This is a genomic window from Actinoplanes sp. NPDC051633 (assembly GCF_040681735.1).
Classification (GTDB): domain Bacteria; phylum Actinomycetota; class Actinomycetes; order Mycobacteriales; family Micromonosporaceae; genus Actinoplanes.
In genome coordinates, this window is record NZ_JBFAZH010000693.1 from 1 (window position 1) to 4,210 (window position 4,210).

The 4,210-nt window shown below is 68.9% G+C and carries 5 protein-coding genes and 1 pseudogene; 4 read left to right on the forward strand and 2 right to left on the reverse strand.

The features are described from left to right. The first annotated feature begins 73 nt into the window (after positions 1-73). On the forward strand, positions 74-562 hold the full coding sequence (locus tag AB0M20_RS29905; RefSeq protein WP_364303662.1) for a quercetin 2,3-dioxygenase: 489 nt from the start codon (positions 74-76) through the stop codon (positions 560-562). 225 nt (positions 563-787) lie between these two features. Beyond that, entirely contained in the window at positions 788-1,201 is a 414-nt protein-coding gene (locus AB0M20_RS29910) for a GIY-YIG nuclease family protein (RefSeq protein ID WP_364303663.1), read from the forward strand. Position 1,202: 1 nt separating this feature from the next. Here the strand turns inward: AB0M20_RS29910 and AB0M20_RS29915 are convergent, their stop codons facing one another. Then, a complete protein-coding gene (locus tag AB0M20_RS29915; protein WP_364303664.1) occupies positions 1,203-2,003 on the reverse strand; it encodes a sugar phosphate isomerase/epimerase in 801 nt (266 codons plus the stop codon). Positions 2,004-2,029: 26 nt separating this feature from the next. Continuing rightward, positions 2,030-3,157, reverse strand: coding sequence for a Gfo/Idh/MocA family oxidoreductase (locus tag AB0M20_RS29920; protein WP_364303665.1), 1,128 nt, complete (start codon positions 3,155-3,157; stop codon positions 2,030-2,032). An 80-nt stretch (positions 3,158-3,237) separates the two neighbouring features. Here AB0M20_RS29920 and AB0M20_RS29925 point away from each other — a divergent pair, with 80 nt between their 5' ends. Both AB0M20_RS29925 and AB0M20_RS29930 read left to right on the forward strand, forming a co-directional pair. Then, complete coding sequence (locus tag AB0M20_RS29925) at positions 3,238-3,870, forward strand: TetR/AcrR family transcriptional regulator (protein WP_364303666.1); 633 nt, start codon at positions 3,238-3,240, stop codon at positions 3,868-3,870. A 78-nt stretch (positions 3,871-3,948) separates the two neighbouring features. Further along, positions 3,949-4,210: pseudogene (locus tag AB0M20_RS29930) on the forward strand (diguanylate cyclase); the annotation flags it as partial.

Consider the following 4,210-nt stretch of genomic DNA (forward strand, 5'->3'; position numbering starts at 1 on the left):
GTTGACATCACTCATGGCCCTGCCATACTAAGGCAATATTCAATAGACGTCGGTATGGCGAAAAGGGGCGATGATGGAAACTCAGCCGGTCGGGCCGTATCTGCGCGGCGAGGAGGAGGGCGAGACACTGTGGTTCCTCGGCAGCCTGGCGACGGTCAAGGCCGCCGGCGCCGACACCGGCGGCCGGCTCACCGTGGTCGAGTTCCTCAACCCGCCAGGCTTCGCGCCTCCGCTGCACAGGCACCTCGAGGAGGACGAGATGTTCTACGTGTTGTCGGGCACCGCGCAGTTCCGCTGCGACGGCGAGAATTTCACCGCCGGCCCCGGCGACTTCGTCCTGCTGCCGGCCAAGCTGCCGCACACGTTCATCGTCGGATCCGGCGAGCCGCTGCGCACCCTGCAGATCACCACACCTTCGGGCTTCGAGGGATTCGCCCGAGAAGCGGGCGAGCCGGCCGGCGCCCGCCGCCTGCCCGACCCGGGCCCGGTCGACCCGGTCGCGCTGGGACACGCGGCCGCGCGCTACGCGATCGAGGTCCTCGGCCCCCCGCCAACCAACTGAACAAGCGAGGCGTGGGCCCAATCATGATCGGCCCGGCGGGCCTAGCATGGTCCCGGTGACCACTCCGCGAAGGCGACCCGACGACGTCCCGACCGACCAGGCCCGGGTGGAGGAGGCGCTTCGGCTGCTGTCCGGCATGCCGGTCGGCCTCGACGTCGCCGTCAAAGACTCAGCCGTGGCAGCGGTGTCTACGCGTGGTGGGCTGCCCCTTCGGTCTTTCCCGACTTGGTCGGGCCACCGAACGGCAACGTCCCGTCGCTACGGCTGCTGTATCTCGGCCGGGCGACCAGCCTGCGGGGCCGGATCCTGCGCAACCATCTGAGGCGTTCGGGCAGCTCGACACTGCGCCGTACGCTCGCCGGGCTTCTCGTGTCCGAGCGCTACCGGACGACCTGGACCGATCGGGTTGTTCTGGTCCCGGAGGACGAGAAACGGCTGACCGCGTGGATGCACGCACACCTGCGCCTGACCTGGGCTGAAGAAGCAGAGCCGGCAACCGTCGAGGCCGAACTCGTCCGACGCCTGCACCCGCCCCTCAACGTCCACGGCGTGGACCCCGAACACCTCCAAGCGGGCGTAGTCGCGGCCAAGAACGCCTACAACAGCCGAGCCCTCGACGACGCCGTAAGCGGGCCGTGACCTACTTCGTCAGGGTCGCCGTCAAGAAGCGGTAGCTCTCGGCGATCCCGTCGAAGATGTCTCCGGCGTAGTGGTCGAACTCGATGACGGCGTACCGCGGTGTGGACGCGGCCAGCGCCTCGGCCAGCGGCACGTCACCGCGGCCGGCCGGCAGCTGATCCTCGGGCAGCTGCCGGGAGGTGATGCCGGGCCGCAGCGGACCGTCCTTGACGTGGACGGCCACCACGCGGTCCCCGAGCTTGCGGACCAGCGCGACCGGATCGACCCCGCCGGCCGCGGCCCAGTAGAGGTCGATCTCCAGCAGCACCGACGGGTCGAGCTGTTCCGCGAACAGCTCGAGCACCGGCGTACCGTCGATCACCGTACTCAGCTCATGGTCGTGGTTGTGGTATCCGACCTTGAGCCCGTGGGTGGCCGCCTGGGCGGCCAGGCTGTTGAGCCGGTCGGCGTTGCGCTGCACGTCGTCCCGGGTGGCCCAGCGCTCCAGCGGCACGTGCGGGTCGATGACCACCTGCACCCCGAGAGCGGTTGCCGCGGCGAAGGTCTCCTCGACCGGCGGGACGGTCAGCAGCCCGTCGGGGGTGGCCGAGCCGGCGTCCTCGATCATGCGGGCGTGCGCGGTCGGCGCGCTCAGGCCGTAGCGGTCGAAGGCGACCTTCAGCTCGTCGACGCGGCGGACGTAGTCGAAGGCCTCGACGGTGGTCAGCCCGATCTCGGCGAGCTTGCCGAGCGAGCCGTCGAGGTCGGCCTCGAGCGCTTTGTGGATCGAATACAGCTGGACCGAGATCTGCGGTTGGGACATGACGGGCTCCGTTCGGTGGCGCGGGCTCAGAGGGTGCGCTGGAAGGGGTCGAAATCCGCGGCGACCAGCGGTACGCGCTCGACGCGGCTGTCCACCGGGACCATCCGGTCCTCGGTGAGCGCGGTGTCGATCGCGACGAGGGTGTCGAGTACGTGGTAGCCCAGCTCGCCGGAGGCCAGTGGCCGGCCGCCGGTCCGGACCGCCCGGGCGAGGTCCAGCACACCCAGGCCACGCTCGGCGTACACCCCGGTCACCGGAATGTCCTCCCACACCGTCGGGTGGCGGATGGCCTCGAGGGTCGGCGCGCGGGTGACCTTGACGTCACCGGTGAACGTGTTGGGGTCGGGGACGATCAGTGTGCCCTCGGTGCCGGTGATCTCCACGACGCCCATCCGGGTGAGCGGGGAGTCGAAGCTGAACACGCTCTGGCTGATCCCGCCGTCGACGAACTTCGCGAGCGCGGCCACGTGGGTCGGCACCTCGACGTCGAAGGTCGTGCCGGCTCGATCTCCGGCCTGGATCGTGCGCGTGGTGCGACTCCTCGACCCGACCGCCGCCACGCTCTGCACCGAGCCGAAGACGTGGACCAGCGTGGTCACGTAGTAGGGGCCCATGTCGAACAGCGGGCCGGCACCCTTGGCGAACAGGAACTCGGGGCTCGGGTGGAAGGTGTCCGGCCCGACGTACTGCATAACGGTCTGCGCCGACAACGGCTCCCCGATGTCACCGCGGGCGATCGCCCGCCGGGCGGTCTGCACCCCGGGACCGAGCACCGTGTCCGGTGCGACCCCGACCAGCAGGCCGGCCGCGTCGGCCTGGGCCAGCAGGTCACGGCCACTCTGCCGGTCCACGCTGATCGGCTTCTCCGACCAGACGTGCTTGCCGGCCGCGATCGCCTTGCCCGCCACCTCGGCGTGCGCCGCCGGGATGGTGAGGTTGACGACCAGCTCGACGCCCGGATGATTCAGCACATCCTCGGCGGTGCCCCACTCCGGAACTCCGTACTTGGCGGCCTTGGCCTTGGCGACCTCGACGTTCAGGTCGCCCAGGATGACGACGTCGATGTCCGGAAACCTTGTCAGGTTCTCCAAGTAGGTGTTGCTGATCATGCCGGTGCCGATGAAGCCGATGCCGACGGGCCCGCGTCGTGCCACGAGGATCTCCTTCTGCCTGGATATCCTCAATCATGAGCGGTTGCTAAGATTTCAGCAAGGCGAGTAGGAGCGTGACGCTGGTGACAACCCGAGACGACGCACCGCGCGCGAAGCGCGGTCCCTACCGCAAGGGCCTCGAACGCCGGCAGGGCATCGTCGAGGCGGCCACCCAGGTGTTCGCCGAGGTCGGCTACAACGGCGGGTCTCTCCGTGGCATCAGCGACCGCGTCGGATTGTCGTCGGCCTCCCTCGTGCAGTACTTCGGGAGCAAGGAAGGACTGCTGATGGCGGTCCTGAGGGAGTGGGGCCAGCAGTCCCACACCATCGGTTCCCGTGATCTTCGCGGCCTGGCCTGGATCGGCAGCATCCGGGACGTGATGCGGTACAACCTCCACCACCGTGGACTGGTCGACCTGCTGCTCACGCTGACGACCGAGGCATCCCACCCGGCTCACCCGGCTCGGCCGTTCATCCGGGAGCGTTACATCGCCATCATCGCGGAGTTCGGCCGGCACCTGCGGGAGGCCGTCGACGCCGGTGAGGTCCTGCCGCTGACCGACGCCGAGATCGAGCGCGAGGCGCGACTCTTCTTCGCGGTCATGGACGGCATCGAACTGCAGTGGCTGATCGATCCGTCGGTCGACGTGGTCGGCCTGTTCGACCAGCACGTCGACCAGACCATCAAAAGCTGGCGCCAATGGCGCAAGCCGTAGCGCTACGTATATATCCACATGGACACGCAGCGACGCCACTGGTACTAGTTATGCGTGCTGAGGGCCATCGAATGGGCTGTGCTGGGAATCGGTAGCGCGGCCGCCATCGTCTACGGGGTCCGTCGCCATCGACCTGCCAGGACCGGACCCTGGCTGCTGCTGGCCGGTGCCATCGCGGCGAGCGCCGCCGGCGACGTGCTGACCGCGTTGAACCGGCCCGGCGTGGCCGATGCCTGCTTCTACGCCATGTTCGTGCTGGTCGCCTGCGGTCTGCTGCAGCTGACCCGCATCGGTGCGATTCTCGTCGACCGGGCACGGCTCATCGACCTGCTCGCCCTCG

Coding starts and splice junctions, on each gene's coding strand:
- AB0M20_RS29905 (WP_364303662.1), top strand. CDS start 74: ATGGAAACTCAGCCGGTCGGGCCGTATCTGCGCGGCGAGGAGGAGGGC.
- AB0M20_RS29915 (WP_364303664.1), bottom strand. CDS start 2,003: ATGTCCCAACCGCAGATCTCGGTCCAGCTGTATTCGATCCACAAAGCG.